Annotated in this window: 19 protein-coding genes and 1 tRNA gene; 11 read left to right on the forward strand and 9 right to left on the reverse strand. The window is 65.2% G+C overall.

The genetic code is table 11. The features are described 5' to 3' along the window. Positions 1 to 37: 37 nt before the first annotated feature. Genes GUV69_RS20345 through GUV69_RS20355 form a run of 3 tightly spaced genes read left to right on the forward strand, consistent with a single transcriptional unit; the run spans position 38 to position 2512 of the window. Positions 38 to 838: an ABC transporter permease gene (locus tag GUV69_RS20345; RefSeq protein ID WP_223883987.1), complete on the forward strand. Its 801-nt coding sequence runs from the start codon at positions 38 to 40 to the stop codon at positions 836 to 838. Further along, the gene (locus tag GUV69_RS20350; RefSeq protein WP_164205715.1) at positions 835 to 1608 is read left to right on the forward strand and encodes an ABC transporter permease; all 774 of its coding nucleotides are present in this window, start codon (positions 835 to 837) and stop codon (positions 1606 to 1608) included. Before GUV69_RS20345 ends, GUV69_RS20350 begins: the two co-directional genes overlap by 4 nt. Next, on the forward strand, positions 1598 to 2512 hold the full coding sequence (locus GUV69_RS20355) for an ABC transporter ATP-binding protein (RefSeq protein WP_244292807.1): 915 nt from the start codon (positions 1598 to 1600) through the stop codon (positions 2510 to 2512). The genes GUV69_RS20350 and GUV69_RS20355 overlap by 11 nt, the downstream gene beginning before the upstream one ends. 86 nt (positions 2513 to 2598) lie before the next feature. On the opposite strand, the gene GUV69_RS20360 is transcribed toward GUV69_RS20355, so the two are convergent. Genes GUV69_RS20360 through GUV69_RS20370 form a run of 3 tightly spaced genes read right to left on the reverse strand, consistent with a single transcriptional unit; the run spans position 2599 to position 5371 of the window. After that, positions 2599 to 4083 carry a catalase gene (locus tag GUV69_RS20360; protein WP_164205717.1) on the reverse strand — a complete coding sequence of 495 codons (1485 nt, stop codon included), beginning with the start codon at positions 4081 to 4083 and terminating at the stop codon, positions 2599 to 2601. Positions 4084 to 4090: 7 nt separating this feature from the next. After that, positions 4091 to 4573, reverse strand: coding sequence for a Fur family transcriptional regulator (locus GUV69_RS20365; protein WP_164205719.1), 483 nt, complete (start codon positions 4571 to 4573; stop codon positions 4091 to 4093). Between the two features lie 30 nt (positions 4574 to 4603). Next, entirely contained in the window at positions 4604 to 5371 is a 768-nt protein-coding gene (locus GUV69_RS20370) for a hypothetical protein (RefSeq protein ID WP_164205722.1), read from the reverse strand. A 78-nt stretch (positions 5372 to 5449) separates the two neighbouring features. Between GUV69_RS20370 and GUV69_RS20375 the strand changes: the two genes are divergently transcribed. Then, complete coding sequence (locus GUV69_RS20375) at positions 5450 to 6721, forward strand: MFS transporter (protein ID WP_164205723.1); 1272 nt, start codon at positions 5450 to 5452, stop codon at positions 6719 to 6721. A gap of 48 nt (positions 6722 to 6769) precedes the next feature. Continuing rightward, positions 6770 to 7636, forward strand: coding sequence for a zinc metalloprotease HtpX (htpX, locus tag GUV69_RS20380; RefSeq protein WP_164205725.1), 867 nt, complete (start codon positions 6770 to 6772; stop codon positions 7634 to 7636). A 129-nt stretch (positions 7637 to 7765) separates the two neighbouring features. On the opposite strand, the gene GUV69_RS20385 is transcribed toward htpX, so the two are convergent. Next, the gene (locus tag GUV69_RS20385) at positions 7766 to 8257 is read right to left on the reverse strand and encodes a YajQ family cyclic di-GMP-binding protein (protein ID WP_164205727.1); all 492 of its coding nucleotides are present in this window, start codon (positions 8255 to 8257) and stop codon (positions 7766 to 7768) included. A 199-nt stretch (positions 8258 to 8456) separates the two neighbouring features. On the opposite strand from GUV69_RS20385, the gene GUV69_RS20390 reads away from it, so the two are divergent. The 3 genes from GUV69_RS20390 (at position 8457) to GUV69_RS20400 (ending at position 9652) form a co-directional block, all read left to right on the forward strand. Further along, positions 8457 to 8711, forward strand: a complete 255-nt coding sequence (locus tag GUV69_RS20390) for a hypothetical protein (RefSeq protein ID WP_164205729.1) — start codon at positions 8457 to 8459, stop codon at positions 8709 to 8711. Positions 8712 to 8889: 178 nt separating this feature from the next. Then, a tRNA-Tyr gene (locus GUV69_RS20395) sits at positions 8890 to 8971 on the forward strand. Positions 8972 to 9220: 249 nt separating this feature from the next. Next, positions 9221 to 9652, forward strand: coding sequence for a CBS domain-containing protein (locus tag GUV69_RS20400; protein WP_164205732.1), 432 nt, complete (start codon positions 9221 to 9223; stop codon positions 9650 to 9652). Between the two features lie 186 nt (positions 9653 to 9838). On the opposite strand, the gene GUV69_RS20405 is transcribed toward GUV69_RS20400, so the two are convergent. Further along, on the reverse strand, positions 9839 to 10801 hold the full coding sequence (locus GUV69_RS20405) for a LysM peptidoglycan-binding domain-containing protein (RefSeq protein ID WP_164205734.1): 963 nt from the start codon (positions 10799 to 10801) through the stop codon (positions 9839 to 9841). A gap of 317 nt (positions 10802 to 11118) precedes the next feature. Beyond that, the gene (locus GUV69_RS20410; protein ID WP_164205736.1) at positions 11119 to 11853 is read right to left on the reverse strand and encodes a potassium channel family protein; all 735 of its coding nucleotides are present in this window, start codon (positions 11851 to 11853) and stop codon (positions 11119 to 11121) included. Between the two features lie 69 nt (positions 11854 to 11922). On the opposite strand from GUV69_RS20410, the gene GUV69_RS20415 reads away from it, so the two are divergent. Then, on the forward strand, positions 11923 to 12477 hold the full coding sequence (locus GUV69_RS20415) for an acyl-CoA thioesterase (RefSeq protein ID WP_164205738.1): 555 nt from the start codon (positions 11923 to 11925) through the stop codon (positions 12475 to 12477). Between the two features lie 49 nt (positions 12478 to 12526). On the opposite strand, the gene GUV69_RS20420 is transcribed toward GUV69_RS20415, so the two are convergent. Beyond that, on the reverse strand, positions 12527 to 13327 hold the full coding sequence (locus GUV69_RS20420; RefSeq protein ID WP_164205741.1) for an ABC transporter permease subunit: 801 nt from the start codon (positions 13325 to 13327) through the stop codon (positions 12527 to 12529). Beyond that, positions 13324 to 14259: an ABC transporter ATP-binding protein gene (locus tag GUV69_RS20425; RefSeq protein WP_164205743.1), complete on the reverse strand. Its 936-nt coding sequence runs from the start codon at positions 14257 to 14259 to the stop codon at positions 13324 to 13326. The genes GUV69_RS20420 and GUV69_RS20425 overlap by 4 nt, the downstream gene beginning before the upstream one ends. Before the next feature lie 160 nt (positions 14260 to 14419). Here GUV69_RS20425 and GUV69_RS20430 point away from each other — a divergent pair, with 160 nt between their 5' ends. Beyond that, positions 14420 to 14854, forward strand: a complete 435-nt coding sequence (locus tag GUV69_RS20430) for a thioredoxin family protein (protein ID WP_164205745.1) — start codon at positions 14420 to 14422, stop codon at positions 14852 to 14854. 84 nt (positions 14855 to 14938) lie between these two features. Here GUV69_RS20430 and GUV69_RS20435 read toward each other — a convergent pair whose 3' ends face one another. Next, the gene (locus GUV69_RS20435; protein ID WP_164205748.1) at positions 14939 to 15217 is read right to left on the reverse strand and encodes a putative quinol monooxygenase; all 279 of its coding nucleotides are present in this window, start codon (positions 15215 to 15217) and stop codon (positions 14939 to 14941) included. Between the two features lie 115 nt (positions 15218 to 15332). On the opposite strand from GUV69_RS20435, the gene GUV69_RS20440 reads away from it, so the two are divergent. Next, entirely contained in the window at positions 15333 to 17009 is a 1677-nt protein-coding gene (locus GUV69_RS20440; RefSeq protein WP_164205750.1) for an AMP-binding protein, read from the forward strand. Positions 17010 to 17037 lie beyond the last annotated feature (28 nt).

Raw genomic sequence — 17037 nt, forward strand, 5'->3', positions numbered from 1 at the left:
TACAGACGCTCCAACCTCCGGCGGTCCCGACTCCACTGTGGGGCGGGACCGCAGGCCGGTCCGCAGGCTGCCGGCAAAACAGCTGCTGGGCCTGGCCGGGATCGTAGGATTCCTGGGCACGTGGGAACTCATTCCACGGTTGGGCATCATCAATGAACGCTTCCTCCCGCCGGCCAGCGAAGTTATCCTCGCGCTGCTGCGGGATTTCGGCCTGACAGCATTCTGGATCGCGGTGGGCGAAACCATGATGGCCTGGTTCCTGGGACTGGTCATCGCCGTCACCTTGGCCGTGCTGCTGGGATTTGTCATCGGCTCCAGCGACTTCCTGCGGAAGGCCACGAACTCCACGGTGGAATTCCTGCGCCCCATCCCGTCGGTTGCGCTGATCCCGCTGGCGGTGCTGCTCTTCGGGGTAAAGATTGAATCGTCGCTGATGCTGATTACCTATGCCGCGTTCTGGCAGGTCCTGATCCAGGTCCTCTACGGCGTGGCCGACGTCGATATGGTCGCAAACAACACCGCGAAGACCTACGGCCTGGGCAGGATGGCGCGGATCCGCTACGTCGTCTTCCCAACAGCACTGCCCTACCTGATGACGGGCGTCCGGCTTGCCGCCACGGTGGCGCTGGTCCTGGCCATCACGGCCGAACTTGTGATCGGTTCACCTGGCCTTGGCCGTGAAATCGCCCTGGCCCAGTCCGGCGGCGCCATCTCCGGCATGTATGCCCTGGTGTTGGCCACCGGCCTGATCGGAGTGCTGATCAATGTCCTGATGCGCTTCATCGAGAAGAAAACGCTGTCATGGCATTCCTCCGTCCGTTCCGAGGTGATCGTGTGAATGCGCTCAAGACTTTCGGCTACATCCTGGCCCTGCCGGTGCTGCTGGTCCTGATTTGGTGGGCCTCAACCCTCGGGGCAGTCAACTTCTTTGTCCCCACCCCGGCCGCGCTCGTCGGGACTTTTGGCGAGGTCTGGTTCGGGCCCCGCTTCTTCTCCGACGTCCTGCCCAGCGTCGGCCGGCTCCTGATCGGCGTCGCTGCGGCAATCATCATCGGCGTCGTCGGTGGTGTGCTGATTGGATCCATCAAATGGCTCCGGGCGCTGCTGGAACCCACGCTGGAGTTCTTCCGCGCCATTCCGCCGCCCGTCCTGGTCCCGGTCCTGATCCTGCTGATGGGCATCACCGACTCCATGAAGGTGGCGGTGATCATTTCCGGTTGTGTCTGGCCGGTCCTGCTGAACACCATTGAAGGTGTCCGGGCAGTCGACGGGGTGCTCTCGGATTCCGCGCACACCTACGGCATCGACGGCTGGGCCCGGGTCCGGTACCTGGTGCTGCCTTCGGCAAGTCCGCAGATCATGGCCGGAGTGCGCCAGTCCCTGTCCCTCGGGCTGATCCTGATGGTGATCTCCGAAATGTTCGCCTCGTCATCGGGGCTTGGCTTTACCATCGTCCAGTTCCAGCGGTCCTTCGCCATCCCGGAAATGTGGTCCGGCATTGTGGTGCTCGGCCTCCTGGGCGTGGCCATGTCGTTCATCTTCCAGTGGGCCGAGCGGAACATCCTGCGCTGGTACCACGGCCAGAAAGAGGTAGAAAATGCAGCCTGAACCAGCACCCGCGCCAGCCGGGAAGACAGAGCCAGCCGGGAAGGCCCGGCCGTCGGGGAACACGCTGCCGGAGGCGATGCTCTCCGTCCGCGGACTGAAGAAGGTGTACCAGACCGACGGCGGCGACATCGAGGCGGTGCGCAACCTGACCTTCGACCTTCGCGCCGGAGAACTGGCCTGCCTCGTGGGCCCGTCCGGTTCCGGCAAGACCACCCTCCTGAAATGCATCTCCGGGCTGATGGCCCCCACCGAAGGGGAGGTCATGCTGGACGGGAAGCGCGTGGCCGGGCCGCCGAAGAAGATGGCCGTGGTCTTCCAGGAATACGGCCGGTCCCTGTTCCCCTGGATGCGGGTCCGCGAGAACGTGGAACTGCCGCTCAAAAACCAGGGTGTGCCCAAGGGGGAACGGGACAGGCTTGTAGACGAGGCCCTCGAGGCGGTGGGCCTGTCCCACGTCCCCCGGTCCTACCCCTGGCAGCTCTCCGGCGGCATGCAGCAGCGCGTGGCGATCGCCCGCGCCATCGCGTACCAGCCTGAGGTGCTCCTGATGGACGAGCCCTTTGCCGCCGTGGACGCCCAGACCCGTGCCGACTTGGAGGACCTGATCCGCGCCATCTGGAAGAAGTTCGGGGTGACGGTGCTGTTCGTGACCCACGATATCGACGAGTCCGTCTACCTCGGCGAACGCGTCATCATCCTGTCGTCCTCGCCCACCGTGATCCAGGAGGACATCGTGATCGACCTTCCGGTGGACCGCGACCAGCTGGAGACGCGGTCCCTGCCCCGCTTCACCGAGCTCCGCCACCACGTCTACGAACAGATCCAGCTGGCCAAGAAGGGCCACCGCCCCGCGGCGGCAGTCACAACACCAGCCACCCGCCCGGGCCATACGGACGCCGCCTAGCCCTCACTGCACCAAACAAAACACCCCGCCACGGAGGAGTCCGCGGCGGGGTGTTTTGCGTGCTGGCTCAGGGCCGCAAGGGGGAATTAGCCCACCTTGTTGGCAGCTTCAGCGTCAGAAGCGGTGACACCGGCACCAAGGTTGGCGCGCAGCTTGGCGCCGAGGTCGGCGTCAACGTTGGTCCAGTACTGGATGGCGCGTTCCTTGATTTCAGGGGTCTTCACGCCGCCCACGGCACCGGTGATGGTATCGAGCAGGCGGGCCTTGGCGCCGTCGTCGAACACTTCACGGTACAGCGTGCCGGCCTGGACGAAGTCACCGTCCTCGGAACGGAGGGAGTGCGCGGAGAGCGTCAGCTCGCCGTCGTTCTCCCAGCCGCCGGCGGGGGATGCCGGCTCAACAGCCGCGGGGCCGCCCACGGAGTTCGGTGCGTACACCGGAACGGAGGGAGCGTTGAAGTGGAAACGCCCGGCGCCGTCCTGGCTGTAGTTGTTGACCTGGCTCTTGGGCTGGTTCACCGGGATCTGGGCGTGGTTGGTGCCCACGCGGTAGCGGTGTGCGTCGGCGTAGGAGAAGATGCGGGCCTGCAGCATCTTGTCCGGCGAAGCGGCGATGCCCGGCACGAAGTTCGACGGCGCGAAGGTGGCCTGCTCGATCTGCGCGAAGTAGTTCTCCGGGTTCTTGTTCAGCTCCATGGTGCCCACGTGGATCAGCGGGTAGTCAGCGTGCGGCCACACCTTGGTGAGGTCGAACGGGTTGAAGCGGTAGGTCTTGGCATCCTCGTAGGGCATGACCTGGACGTGCAGTTCCCAGGACGGGAAGTTGCCCTCGGCGATGTTTTCCTGCAGGTCGCGGATGTAGAAGTCCGCATCCGAGCCGGCCAGTTCCTCGGCCTGATCGCCGGTCATGGCCTTGACGCCCTGGTTGGACTTGAAGTGGTACTTGACCCAGAAGCGCTCGCCCTCGGCGTTGATCCACTGGTAGGTGTGCGAGCCGTAGCCCTGCATTTCCCGCCAGGAAGCCGGCAGGCCGCGGTCACCCATCAGCCAGGTGACCTGGTGTGCGGATTCGGGGGACAGGGTCCAGAAATCCCACTGCATGTCAGCGTCGCGCAGGTGGGTGCCCGGCAGGCGCTTCTGGGAGTGGATGAAGTCCGGGAACTTGATGCCGTCGCGGATGAAGAAGACGGGGGTGTTGTTGCCCACGAGGTCGTAGTTGCCCTCGGAGGTGTAGAACTTGACTGCGAAGCCGCGGGGATCGCGCCACGTGTCAGGGGAGCCGCTCTCGCCGGCGACGGAGGAGAAACGGATCAGCATGTCCGTGTCAACGCCCGGCTGCAGGAAGGCTGCCTTGGTGTACTTGGAAACGTCCGAGGTGGTCTTGAACGTACCGAAAGCGCCGCCGCCCTTGGCGTGCACTACGCGCTCCGGCACGCGCTCGCGGTTGAACTGCGCGAGCTTCTCGATCAGGTAGTGGTCAGTCAGGATGATGGCACCGTCGGCACCAACTGACTGGGAGTGCGCGTCGGACGTGACGGGGGCACCTGACTGGGTGGTTGAAATGGCAGTCATTGTTCTCCTATTTCTCTATTACTTGGTTACGTTCGGAAGGAAGTTTTTGGGACTGCTGGCAGTCCTGGCAGATGCCCTGGTACATGACGTCCGCAATCTGGATGGTCATAGGCTTCGCATTCTCATCCCAGTGCGGGGTGAGGCAGGGGGCGTGCCCGACGGCGCATTCAACGTCTTCCACGCGACCGCAGCTGATGCAGATGGCGTGGTGGTGGTTGTCGCCGACGCGCGTCTCGTACAGGGCGGGGGAGTGCGGGGGCTCGAAGCGTCGCAGCATGTGCAGGTCCGTCAGGTCCCCCAGGACCACGTAGACCGACTGTGCGGTGAGCTCCGGGAGCTCGGCACGGGCCGCGGCCAGGATGCTTTCCGCCGGTGAATGCGGGTGGTGTTCGACGGCGGCCAGCACGGCGAGCCGCTGCTTAGTCACGCGGCGGCCGTGGGCGCGCAGGGCGGCAGCCCATGCTTCGTGGCCGTCAAAGTGTTCCGTCATGCCTCTATTCAAGCACTTATTATGAGTTCATCACAATAAGGCTTGGCTAACTTTGGGTAACGCGAGGAATTCCTGCAGTGGATTGACGGATTCGCCCGCCGACCGGCCCAAGGCGTGGACCTCCAGCCGTCCCGGGCCCGGATCCGGCACCACACAACTGATGCCGGTCACCCCGCGGCGTTCCGTGAGACCCTGCAGCGAGGCGGCCAGTGCCAGCAGGTGTCCGGGCGTGAGCCCGGCGTCCTCAGACGCCGGGGACAGGGGCGCCGGGGACAGGACCGTATGGTGGGGTCCGGCCATCACCGCGGGCGGAACCGCGACAATCCCGGGCAAAGGGCCCTCCGCTGGCGGGGAGGACTCTCCTGATCGCTCCTCAGCCGAGCGCCGCAGGGCTGCGCGGAGGCCGCCGTCGTACATTTCGAGCTTGTCCTCAGCGGTGGGCACGCGGCGCTGGGTGGGAAGCAGCAGCTGTTCGCCAGGGGTGACCGGCTCGCCGTCCCAACGCCCGAACAGATGGAAAGTGGGCGTGGAAGATTCCACTTCAGGCTCGCCGATGGCTGCTCCGATCGGGTGCCACTGGTGCGCAAACACCACCGTGCAGCGCGTGGCACCCAGTACCCCGGCGAGGGCCTGACGAGCGGCTTCATGGCAGAGCAGCCAGTCGGCGGCGGAACGCAGGTCAAAGGCGATGGCAGGGTTGGTGAGCCGGATGAGCACATGGCCGGGGGTCAGTGCGGTCCGCGGCCGGACAACCTCCCAGATCTCCGATGCGTAAAGAAGCCGCCTGGACATACTCATGAGCCACTCCCTTCCCCGCCTGAGGATACCAAGCGTGGGGGACATTCCGGACGGGCCCGTCCACATTAGGGTTGCGGGGTGGGGAAATTACTCGCTGACATCACGCCGCTGCGGGAGAGCCCTGCCTTCCGCCGGCTCTGGCTGGGGTCCGCTGTGGCCGCCGTGGGCAGCCAGTTGACGCTGGTGGCCGTCAGCCTGGAGGTTTACCGGCTGACGCAGGACAGCTTCTACGTGGGCCTGCTGGGCGTCTTCGCGCTGGTGCCGCTGGTGTTCGGCGGCCTGCTCGGCGGGTCCATCGCCGATGCCCACAACCGCCGGACGGTGGCGCTCACGGCCACCTCCGTCCTGTGGCTCACGACAGGCATGATCGCGCTCCAATCCTGGCTGCAGCTGGGAAACGTCTGGGTCCTGTACCTTCTGGTGGCACTGCAGAGCGGCGCCCAGTCCATTAACCAGCCTGCCCGAAGTGCCATCATCCCCACCCTGATCCGGAAGGAAATGCTTCCTGCAGCTAACGCGCTCAGCATGATGTCGTTCGGACTGGCCATGACGGTGGGCCCGTTGCTGGCAGGGGTTCTGGTGGCCTGGGTGGGCTTCGGCTGGACCTACACCATTGATTTCATCTGCTTCGCTTTTGTGCTGTGGGCCATTTTCCGGCTGCCGTCGATCCCGCCCTCGGGGAAAGCCGGCCGGGCGGGCCTACGGTCTGTCATCGAAGGGTTCCGGTTCCTGGGCACCCGGCCCAACCTGCGGATGACTTTCATTATCGACCTCATTGCGATGATCCTCGCCCAGCCGCGGGCACTGATGCCGGCTATCGGTGCGCTGATGATCGGCGGCGGTGAAGCTACGGTGGGCATCCTGCTGGCGTCCACCGCCGTGGGCTCCTTCCTCGCCGGCCTGTTCTCCGGACCGCTGGGCCGGGTCCGGTGGCAGGGGAGCGCGGTGGTGTGGTCGGTGATGGGGTGGGGCGCGTCCATTGCGGGGTTCGGTCTGGTGGTGCTCCTGGCAGGCCGGACGGACGACGGCGGAGCCACCCTTTGGCTGCTGCCGGCAGCTTTGTGCTGTGCCTTGGCCGGCATCGCGGACTCCATCAGCGCCGTCTTCCGCCACACCATCCTGCAGGCCGCCACCCCTGACCACCTGCGCGGACGGCTGCAGGGCGTCTTCATTGTGGTGGTGGCCGGCGGACCCCGGGTGGGGGACCTGCTGGCGGGCGGCGGGACTAAGATTTTGAGTGAGGGCTGGGTCCTGCTCCTGGGCGGGGCGTTGTGCGTGCTGGTGGCCTGGTTGGCCGCGCAGCTGCAGCCGGGCTTCCGGAAGTACGATGCCCATAACCCGGTGCCGTAGGCCTTGCCTGTTGGGACGGCCCCGCCGGGGTGACATGGAGGAGCGGACATGCACAGGCATTACAACGGACTGAAAACTGCGGCGCTGTTCGGTGTGCTGTGGGCTGTGCTGCTGGGGCTGGGCGGCCTGATCGGGCTCAACAACCGCAGCTCGGCTCCTATCTGGATCATGGCGCTGGTGGGTGTGGCCACCACGGCGTACGGCTACTGGAACAGCGACAAGATCGCCATCCGCTCCATGGCTGCCTACCCCGTCACCGAGGCCCAGGCGCCGCAGCTGTACCAGATTGTCCGGGAGCTCTCCGTCCGTGCCAACCAGCCGATGCCTCGGATCTACCTCTCGCCCACGATGAATCCGAATGCGTTCGCAACAGGCCGGAACCCTAAAAATGCGGCGGTCTGCTGCACCGAGGGGATCCTCCAGCTGCTCGATGCCCGGGAGCTTCGCGGCGTCCTGGGGCACGAGCTGATGCATGTGTATAACCGGGACATCCTGACGTCCTCGGTCGCAGCCGCCGTGGCCGGCGTGATCACCTCCGTTGGCCAGATGCTGCTGTTTTTCGGCGGCGACCGGCGCAACTCCAACCCGCTGGCCATGATTGCCATGGCGCTGCTGGCGCCGTTTGCGGCCTCGCTGATCCAGCTCGCCATCTCGCGGACCAGGGAGTACGACGCCGACGAGGACGGTTCGCAGCTCACCGGCGATCCGCTGGCGCTCGCCTCCGCCCTGAACAAGATTGAGCAGGGTGTGCGGATTGCGCCGCTGCCGCAGGACCAGAAGCTGGTCAATACCTCGCACCTGATGATCGCCAGCCCCTTCCGCGGCGGCGCCATGACCAAACTGTTTGCCACCCATCCGCCCATGCGGGAGCGCATTGCCCGGCTGGAGCGGATGGCGGGCCGGCCGCTGCGGTGACGTTCCCCGGTACCCCCGGTGCCGCCGTCGTCCGCGTTGAGGACACCGGTCCGGGCTCAGGACGCACAAACGGGCTGGGGACACCAGAGTTCAGGTGTCCCCAGCCCGTTTCCGTGTCCTGGCTGTGTGCTAGCTGCGGAAGTTGACGAACTGCAGGTCGGCCTCGTCAAAGTCCTTCAGCAGTGCCATCACGGACTGCAGGTCATCGCGGGACTTGGACGAGACACGGAGTTCGTCGCCCTGGATCTGTGACTTGACGCCCTTCGGCCCTTCGTCGCGGATCAGCTTGTTGATCTTCTTGGCCAGGTCCTGCTCGATGCCTTCCTTGATGGTGGCTTCCAGGCGGAATTCCTTGCCGGAGGCGAACGGCTCGCCGGTGTCCAGGGACTTCAGCGAGATGCCCCGGCGGATCAGCTTGGACTGGAGCACGTCCAGCACAGCAAGGACGCGTTCCTCGGAGTTGGCCTTCATCAGGATCTTCTCGCCGCTGAAATCGACCTCGGCGCCTACACCCTTGAAGTCGTAGCGCTGGACAAGTTCCTTCTGCGCCTGGTGCAGTGCGTTGGCTACTTCCTGCTTGTCCACTTTGCTTACGACATCGAACGTTGACTCGCCTGCCATGACTCTCCTTTGTGCTGATGGATGCCCTGAAATGCCTCTGCAGGGCGTGGATCTCTGCATTCCAGCCTAATACGGATCGGCTGCGAGGGTACCGCGGCGCCGGCGCGCGATTCACAGTTCCCTCCTAGCGGACGCACTGCGGGAACGAAGCCGGACGGGGAAGAGTTGAACCAGTTGGAAGAAGTACGAAAGGGAAGCAATGCAGAACAACGCCGTCCGTTACGTCACCCGAACCACCGCCGCTGCCGCCGGGGCAGTTGCCACCGCTGCCACCTCAGTCGCCGCTGCAGCCCTGGCAGGCTCCATCATCTTCAGCCCCGTACCGGACGCGTCTGCCCGGATGCATGGCATCAGCGAGGACCTGAAGCGGGCGGTCGAGCTGAACCAGATCACCGAGGAGCAGGCCCTGAGGTTCGAGGCACGGTTGGCGGGCCGTATTCTCGGCGACGTCTGATTCCTTTGTTTTTCCCGGATTTGCAGGGGTTTTGAGCCCATTTTCGATGGCGAGGAGGCTCGATTCGATTCTTCGGCAGAAGTTCTGTAAAGTTGTCTTGCCCGCGGTTACTGGAAGCGGAACGGCCCGGAAACGGACGTTCCACAGACTGCATCAGCGGGTACTTCTTTTGAAGTTCGGCAGATTACCCGAGCGGCCAAAGGGGGCTGACTGTAAATCAGCTGGCAACGCCTACGGGGGTTCGAATCCCTCATCTGCCACCCTTGGAAAAGCCTCCGGAACCACCAGGTTCCGGAGGCTTTTTTGTGCCTTGGATCAGGGGCCGGCTGGAATGCGCGGGGTCAGTGCAAACGAGCCTGGGATTTGTGCCGTGACAGGCCTGCCGGAGGAGGGGGAAATCAGGGGAGGAACCGTCGTCGACAGGTGCTCCGGGCCGGGCGTAGTCTGGCAGCATCGGCGCATGTGCCCCGATGCCTTGCGTCGATACACCAATCGATGAAGGAGAACCGATGAGTGCAGTACGTGAATTTATGACGACGGACGCGCGGTGTATCAAGGAAGACCAGACGCTCGAAGACGCCGCACGCATGATGCAGGACCTGGATTGCGGATCATTGCCGATCTGCGGCGATGACGGCAAATTGAAGGGCATGATCACCGACCGCGACATTGTGCTCAAGTGCGTCGCCGCCGGACACAACCCCCGCGAGATGATGGCCCGCGAGCTCGCCTCCGGCAAACCCCACTGGGTCGACGCGGATGCAAGTGTTGATGACGCCATCGAAATTATGGAACGGCACCAGGTCCGGCGCCTCCCGGTCATTGCCGACCACAAACTGGTTGGCATCCTCAGTCAGGGTGACATCGCACGCAACTACACCGAGGAGCGTGTAGGTGAACTGGTGGAGCACATTTCCGAGCGCCACCACATGTCGGCCTAGCTAACACTAAAAGGCTCTGTGCGCGGCTCCCTGCCTTAATGGCCGCGAACCGGGCACAGGCCGAGGAACGGGGCCTGGGAGCAGTTCAGCTCCCAGGCCCCGTCGTTCCGCTTCGCCCCCGTTCCAGCGCGGGCGTCGTTCCAGCGCGGGCGTCGTTCCAGCGCCGGGCGTCGTGGCGCGGGATGCTCAGTTCAGCGCGATCAGCAACATCTGGCTGGTCCCAGGGATGCAGGTCTGCAGGATCGCCCGTGGGAAACCGCCAAAGACCCGGATGACGTCGTTCGTGGTGCCGGGATTGGGTACCTGGCCCCTCGCCGTTGCCGTGTACGTGCCATAGCCGGGGATACTGACAGTTTCACCCACGGCGATGCCGGAGAACCGCGCCCAGCCGCCACAGAAGTCGTGTTCGGTGATGAACAGCGAATAGCCGTCATTGGGCGTGTAATGGATCGGGCCGATGCAGGCGTCCACCATGGACTGGCCGCCGGCGCCCGCAACGTAGATCGTCCGGACAGGCGGCGCGGCCGGTACCACGGGAGCCGGCGCAGGGGCAGGGGCAGGAGCGGCGGCCGCCACTGGCGCGGCCGCAGGCACCGGCGCCGGGGCAGGAGCAGCAGCTGGTGCAGGTGCCGGGGCTGCGACGGCCGGACCCGTCAGCTTGAGGACCTGGCCGGGAACGATGGTGCTGTAACCGCCAAGGCCGTTGGCGGCAAGCATCGCGTTCATATCCACGCCATGCCTGGCCGCGATCGACCCTACAGTGTCACCGGACGCAACGGTGTAGAGGTTGGTGTCGGCCGCCGGTGGCGCTTCAGGAGCCGGCGGTGCCTCAGCCGGCGGGGCCGCTGGAGGTGGAACTGCGGCGGCATCGGCAGCGCCTGCCTGGACCGCGCCCAGGTAAGGGTCATCCAACAGTGCCGGGGCGAGCGGCCGGGCCACGCGCACAATTGGCGGGTCCGCCGTCGTAATGGCACCCGCCGGGGCAGGTGCTCCGGGGGTTGTAGCTATGGGTCCTGCCAATGATGCAACGGTGACGGAGGCGACCACGACGGCGCTCGCCATGCCTGCCCACAGCTTGTTGTTGACTGGTTTACGGCCTGGGGTGAGTCGGTGCGGGGATTCGGATGTGTTGAGAGGCGACTGTTCCATGGCTGGGGCCCATCGTGGGTCGGCCCGGCAAGAGGGTTGTTGCGGCGGTGCCACTGTCTCCGGATGCTGGACGGATCAAAGATTGACGCGAGCGCAGTGGCTGGTTGAAGCCAGCACTGCGCTCGCACGATGGGCCCGTATACCCAGAAAATACGGATTTCCCTTATGGAGCGGCATCATCGACCCAGCTTTGGAAGATGCGCCTGCACTTGTAGACCCCCAGGGAATCCAAGTATGAGTCTTCCAATGCTCCGAATGCACGAATAAGGGATACCCAACTATTCGTTCTGGCTACCTAATCTGGCGGCGGCCTGTTGTCAGGAGGAACGGGGATCCTTGAGCTCGGCCAGCTCGCGCCGCAGTGCTGCGATCTCCGACACCAGGTCAGCCAGCTCGGCCCGGACCGGTTCCTCGGCGGACTCCGCGGCAGCCTCGGTGGATTCTTCTACGCGCTGGACCAGCCAGGAGGCGATGGACGCTGTGACCACGCCCAGCACGGCTATGCCGCTCATCATGAGGGCCGCTGCCACCATGCGGCCGATGGGCGTCACGGGGTACATGTCGCCGTAACCCACGGTCGTGATGGTGGTGACGGCCCACCACACAGCGTCACCGAACGTCAGGATCTTGGCGTCGGGCGCTGACTGTTCAACGTCCAGCACCGCCAGCGCTCCCACAAAAACCAGGAGTGCAGCTGAGCCGGCCACATACGTGACCACGCGGCCGCGGAGGGTCTCCCCGACAGTGCGGTGCAGCACGGAGAGCAGGGTCACCAGCCGCAGGAGCCTGAGCGGGCGGAAGAACGGGAGCGCCACGATGAGGAGCTCGTGCAGGTTCCAAAGAAACCAGCGGCGGCGGTCTTCCGCGAGCCACAGATTGGCCGCGTAATCCAGCGCGAAGATCCCCCAGGTCAGCCACATCACCGTCTCGAGCCATCCCGCGCCGCTGCTCTCAACGCGGCCCACCACCTGCCACGCGTAGGCCGCCAGGAACACCAGTGCCGTCCCCATCAGCGGCCACTCGGCAAGATCCCGGTAGCGTTGTTGCGTCATTTTCCACATCCTACGCGGCTTCCAAATACTCGGGCTTGCCACAAAGTTACCGACGGGTAACATGATGGGATGCACCTGCTTCTGCGCACACTCCTGATGCTGTTCACATCCACCCGCCGTTCCCCGCTGACCATCTGGGACACCTCGTCCCTGCCGCTGCGGGTCCTGCCCACGGACATCGACATCGCCATGCACGTCAACAACGGCATGTACTTCTCCCTGATGGACCTGGGCCGGTTCGACCTTATGGTCCGCAGCGGCGTCTGGAAAAGAATGCGCCGGCGGGGCTGGAGTCCGGTGGCGGCGGGGGAGACAATCGCCTTCCGGAAGTCGCTGCAGCTCTGGCAGCAGTACACCATCGAAACGAAGATCATTGGCCTGGACGCCAAGGCCATCTACTTTGAGCAGCGCATGGTGTCCGACGGCGAGATTTACGCCCGTGCCTACATCGCCACCCGCCTGGTCAACAAGGGCAAGCCTGTCAGCCAGGAGGAGATCCTGCGGGAGTTCGGCAACCCGCCTGCCGATCTGGTGCTCCCGGAGTGGATCCACGAATGGCGGGAGACCAACGCCCTGCCGGGCAGCCGGACCCCCGCGCCGCACCTGTGGGACGCCACGGTCTGACGTCCGGGCGCGCGCGAGCCGCCGGCGATCCGCGACCGGCCTGCACAACTCAGGCGCCGACGTCGCGCCTGTCTACAGCGAAGGCCGCCACAGCAACCAAGGCCGCCGAGATGCCCCAGATCCACCCCGCCGCAGCCCAGTCGGCACCGTTGGCCACCGGCGAGTTCCCGTACGCCCAGTGGTACGGGCTCAGGTTCAGCAGCCACTCGACATCCGGGCTCTGCCTGCCGACGGCGTTGAAGACATACCCCAGAACGCCCACGGCCGCACCCGCCGCGAGACCGTAGGTCCGCCGGCCGGACACGGCACCGCCGCACAGTGCTGCGGTTCCGGTCAGCAGCGCCAGCCCGGCGAAGAGCACGGCTGCGCCAAAGAGGTTCTCCGGCACGATATCCAGCTCGGCAGAATCGTTCAGCGCCCGGACCAGTACAAAGACCAGCGCAGCGAGCAGGACCACCCTCAATACCAGGGACAGTGCGCGTTCCAGTACCACCTGCACGCGGGTCACACCGTGGGCGAGGGTGAGCTCAAGCTGGCCGGACTCCTCGTCGCCGCCCACCGCCGCAGCACCCCATCCCACCGAGGCGATAGTCATCAGGACGAACCCGAGCAGGCCAAAGAGCGTCGCCTGGGTATAGCCCGGGCCGGTGGCGATCTGGTCGTAGTTCAGTGCCTTGGTCATCTCGGCCGGGAGGGCGTTCATCAGGTCCTCCATCTGCGCGCTCCCGCCGATGGACGGGTACAGCGGCAGGTACAGGAACACGGCAGCAGCCATCCCGGCCGCCCAGGCGAGCGTGGAGCGCCAGCTGTCGAAGAACGCACGGCGAAACAGCGGCAGGGCGGTGCTCACCGGGCCTCCTTGGAACGCGAATCTCCGGGCATCGAATACATCTGCAGCACCGATTCCTCAAGGTCGGGCTCCTCCAGGACCAGGTCCTTCAACTGCAGCGTCGCCAAGGCCTTGACCAGCGGCTGGATGGCACCCTCCAGCGTGGCGGACAGGGTGAGGGTGCCGTTGGACTCCAGTACCTCCACGTGCCCGACGCCGGGTACCCCACGCAGCAGCGCACCGGCGTCGTGCGCTGTGATGCCGTTCGCCGTCAACCGCAGGTGCCGGACCGCGCCTTCCCGGAGCCCGCTGACGGACTCCACCGCGATGATCCGGCCGTCGCGGAGGATGGCCACGGTGTCCGCCGTCTGCTGGACTTCGCTGAGCACGTGGGAACTGAGGAAAATGGTCTGCCCCTGGTGCTGTGCTTCGCGCACCATGGCATGGAATTCCTGCTGGACCAGCGGATCCAGCCCGCTGGTGGGCTCATCGAGGACCAGAAGCTCGGGATGGTGCATGAAGGCCTGGACCAGGCCGAGTTTCTGCTTGTTGCCCTTGGACAGCTTGCGGGTGTGCCTGTCGAGGTCCAGTCCCAGCCGTTCGGCCAGCGCGTCGATCCGGCCCGGAGGCACCGGGCCGGAGATGGCCTCATAGTGGGAGAGCAGTTTCCGGCCGGTCACGCGGCCCTCAAGGAACAGTTCGCCGGGCAGATAGCCGATCCTGCGTCGAAGCTCCGGGCCTCCCAGCCGCGGGTCCTTGCCCAGGACGCGGACCTCACCGGACGTGGGGCGGATGATGTCCAGCAGGCAGCGCATGGTGGTGGTCTTGCCGGCGCCGTTCGGGCCGATCACGCCGAACACGGAGCCACTTTCGACAACGAAATCAACCCCGTGGAGCACCTCGCGGCGGCCGAATTTCTTGGTAAGGGACCTGGTGGAAATAGCCTGGGCCATAGTCCCTCCTGTGTGCGGCAGTCAGCGGCTGATGCCCCTACGTTAGGCCCCGTGCCGCCCGCTGTACACGGCACCGCAGCGGATATTCCCGATGACGCGGGCAGCGAACAGGGCCTTCGCGGCCGGGACATCCGCCCGGGCCTCGCGTACCGTTGACATCATGGCAACCGTAGACATCACAGGTGAACAGTTCGCATCGACCATCGAAGGCAACGACATTGTCCTGGTGGACTTCTGGGCTGAATGGTGCGGCCCCTGCAAGCAGTTCGGGCCCACGTACAGCGCCGTGTCGGAGAAGCACTCCGACGTCCTGTTCACGAAGGTGGACACCGAGGCCGAACAGCAGCTCGCCGCCGAGGCAGGCATCACGTCCATCCCCACGCTGATGGCCTTCCGCGAAAAAGTCCTGGTATTCTCCCAGCCCGGTGCCCTGAACGCCCAGCAGCTGGAGCAGGTTGTGGACGCCGTCAAGGCCCTGGACATGGACGAGGTCCACGCCCACGTGGCGCGCTCGCAGGCGGAAGCCGCAGCAGGATCCCCGGCCGGTGCAAAGACTTCCGGACCGCAGGACGGCACGCAGATCCCCGGAGCATAGCCCCTTAAACATCGATTGCTCCGTAGGTGCCTTTTTGATCGTTCAAAACGGCAGTTACGGAGCAATCGATGGTTAAGGCGAGGGTTAGATGCGCTCGACCTTCACGGGCTCGGCCAGCAGCGCGCTCAGCGATTCGTTGAGGTCCTGCACAGCGATGCCTTTGGAGTGCTTCTCGAGGTCTTCCTCGGACGCCCACTGTTCGGTGAGGACCAGCTTCTCCTCGGTGGCTTCGGTCAGCTCGTAGCGGATGCAGCCGGGCTCGTTCACCACCTCGTCGATGGCGATTTCCAGGGCGAGCTTCACGCGGAAGAACTCGCCGTCGTTGGGGATGAACGTTGCCTGCAGGTCGATGGGTGCACTCATGGATTTCACAATACCGGGCCGCACGCCGCTGGCCCGTCCGGTTTACGCCCGGACACCCCCCTGTTGCGCTGCTCTTGTGCTTTCATTGCCGGGGGCCAGTTGGTAGCGTGCCACCATGCGCGCTTACACAGCCGGGGACACTGACGTTCCGCTACTCGAAGAGACCATCGGCGAGAATTTTGAGCGGGTGGCAGCAGAGTTTCCCTTCCACGACGCGCTGATCGAGGCGGCGGCAGTGCCGGGCGGGGACGCCCGCCGCTGGAGCTACACCAAGATGAACGACGACGTCGATCGCCTGGCGCGTGCGCTCCTCGCCTCCGGTGTTGCCAAGGGGGACCGTGTGGGCATCTGGAGCCCGAACTGCGCCGAATGGACCCTCCTGCAGTACGCCACTGCCAAGGCCGGGGCCATCCTTGTGAACGTGAACCCCGCCTACCGCAGCCACGAATTGGAATTCGTGGTGAGGCAGAACAGGATGCGGGTGCTGGTGGCCGCACCGTCAGACCGGAACAGCGATTATGTGGGCATGGCCCGGCAGGCGCTGGCCGGCTGCCCGGACCTTCAGGAGCTGGTCTTCCTGCCGGACCACTTGGTGGAAGGGCTCGACGCCGGCGACCCCCAAAGCGATCAAGAGCTGACGTACGCCGAGCTGCTCAAGCGGGCTGACGCCGTCGGGCATTCCGGCCTGAAGGCGCGGATGGCGGAACTGGGCCCGCACGATCCCATCAATCTGCAGTACACGTCCGGGACCACCGGGTTCCCCAAGGGCGCAACGCTGACGCACCACAACATCCTGAACAACGGCTACTCCATCGGCGAACTGCTGGGCTATACCGAGCACGACAGGGTGGTGATTCCGGTGCCGTTCTACCATTGCTTCGGGATGGTGATCGGGAACCTGGCTGCCCTCAGCCATGGCGCCGCCACCATCATTCCCGGCCGCGGCTTCACCCCGGCGGCTGCGCTGGAGGCCGTCCAGGACTTCGGCGGGACATCCCTGTACGGTGTGCCCACCATGTTCATCGCCGAGCTGGCTCTGCCGGACTTCTCGTCCTACGACCTGTCCACGCTCCGCACCGGGGTCATGGCCGGATCCGTGTGCCCCGTCGAGGTCATGAACCGGGTGATTGCGGAGATGCACATGGTGGATGTGGCCATCTGCTACGGCATGACCGAGACCTCGCCGGTGTCCACCATGACAAGGAAGGGCGACACCATGCGGCAGCGCACCGAGACTGTGGGGCGCACCATGCCGAACCTGGAAAGCAAGATTGTGGATCCCGGCTCGGGCGAAGTCCTGGAGCGCGGGGAGATCGGCGAGCTCTGCACCCGCGGCTACGCCGTGATGAAGGGCTACTGGGACCAGCCGGACAAAACCGCGGAAGCCATCGACGCCGACGGGTGGATGCACACCGGCGACCTCGCCCGGATGGACCAGGACGGCTACGTGGTCATCGAAGGCCGGATCAAGGACATGGTGATCCGGGGCGGCGAAAACATCTACCCCCGCGAGATCGAGGAATTCCTCTTCACCCATCCCGCCATCCAGGACGTGCAGGTGATTGGCGTCCCGGATGACACGTACGGCGAAGAACTGATGGCCTGCATCATCCTCAAACCCGGGGCGGAACCACTGGACACGGCTGCCGTCGCCGAATTCTGCCGCGGGAAACTGGCGCACTACAAAATCCCGCGCTATGTGGACGTCCGCGAAAGCTTCCCGATGACTGTCTCCGGGAAGATCCGCAAGGTGGAGATGCGCGAGGAAGCAGTGGCCCGCCTCGGGCTTTGACCCGCCGTTTCCCTGGTCGAACCAGGGC

This window comes from [Micrococcus luteus] ATCC 49442 (assembly GCF_010367585.1).
GTDB classification, from domain to species: domain Bacteria; phylum Actinomycetota; class Actinomycetes; order Actinomycetales; family Micrococcaceae; genus Arthrobacter; species Arthrobacter luteus_A.

Bases quoted from the DNA above. Each gene is read 5' to 3' on its own strand.
- GUV69_RS20355 (WP_244292807.1), top strand. From the start codon at position 1,598: ATGCAGCCTGAACCAGCACCCGCGCCAGCCGGGAAGACAGAGCCAGCC.
- GUV69_RS20360 (WP_164205717.1), bottom strand. From the start codon at position 4,083: ATGACTGCCATTTCAACCACCCAGTCAGGTGCCCCCGTCACGTCCGAC.
- GUV69_RS20365 (WP_164205719.1), bottom strand. From the start codon at position 4,573: ATGACGGAACACTTTGACGGCCACGAAGCATGGGCTGCCGCCCTGCGC.
- GUV69_RS20370 (WP_164205722.1), bottom strand. From the start codon at position 5,371: ATGAGTATGTCCAGGCGGCTTCTTTACGCATCGGAGATCTGGGAGGTT.
- htpX (WP_164205725.1), top strand. From the start codon at position 6,770: ATGCACAGGCATTACAACGGACTGAAAACTGCGGCGCTGTTCGGTGTG.
- GUV69_RS20385 (WP_164205727.1), bottom strand. From the start codon at position 8,257: ATGGCAGGCGAGTCAACGTTCGATGTCGTAAGCAAAGTGGACAAGCAG.
- GUV69_RS20390 (WP_164205729.1), top strand. From the start codon at position 8,457: ATGCAGAACAACGCCGTCCGTTACGTCACCCGAACCACCGCCGCTGCC.
- GUV69_RS20400 (WP_164205732.1), top strand. From the start codon at position 9,221: ATGAGTGCAGTACGTGAATTTATGACGACGGACGCGCGGTGTATCAAG.
- GUV69_RS20405 (WP_164205734.1), bottom strand. From the start codon at position 10,801: ATGGAACAGTCGCCTCTCAACACATCCGAATCCCCGCACCGACTCACC.
- GUV69_RS20410 (WP_164205736.1), bottom strand. From the start codon at position 11,853: ATGACGCAACAACGCTACCGGGATCTTGCCGAGTGGCCGCTGATGGGG.
- GUV69_RS20415 (WP_164205738.1), top strand. From the start codon at position 11,923: ATGCACCTGCTTCTGCGCACACTCCTGATGCTGTTCACATCCACCCGC.
- GUV69_RS20425 (WP_164205743.1), bottom strand. From the start codon at position 14,259: ATGGCCCAGGCTATTTCCACCAGGTCCCTTACCAAGAAATTCGGCCGC.
- GUV69_RS20430 (WP_164205745.1), top strand. From the start codon at position 14,420: ATGGCAACCGTAGACATCACAGGTGAACAGTTCGCATCGACCATCGAA.
- GUV69_RS20435 (WP_164205748.1), bottom strand. From the start codon at position 15,217: ATGAGTGCACCCATCGACCTGCAGGCAACGTTCATCCCCAACGACGGC.
- GUV69_RS20440 (WP_164205750.1), top strand. From the start codon at position 15,333: ATGCGCGCTTACACAGCCGGGGACACTGACGTTCCGCTACTCGAAGAG.